The organism is Frigoribacterium sp. AC759 (assembly GCF_979256015.1).
The window spans coordinates 1-230 of record NZ_CEEDMT010000229.1 but is presented as its reverse complement, the minus strand read 5'-3'; the positions used below and the strand labels follow the sequence as shown (position 1 = coordinate 230).

The 230-nt window shown below is 73.9% G+C and carries 1 pseudogene; it reads left to right on the top strand.

The window, feature by feature from the left end:
* Positions 1–230, top strand: a pseudogene (locus ACZ6JE_RS15775) (adenylosuccinate lyase); the annotation flags it as partial.

Below are 230 nucleotides of genomic sequence, written 5' to 3'. Positions count from 1 at the left end.
CACGCCAGCAGCGCGACCTGACCGACTCGTCGACGCAGCGCACCATCGGCGTCGCGTTCGGTCACGCGATGCTCGCGCTCGACAACCTGCGCCGCGGGCTCGGCGAGATCGCCGTCGGCACGGTCGCCCTCGAAGCCGACCGCGACTCGAACTGGGAGGTGCTCGGCGAGGCGCTCCAGACGGTGATCCGCGCCGAGGTCGTCGCCGGCCGCTCGTCGCTCGCCGACCCC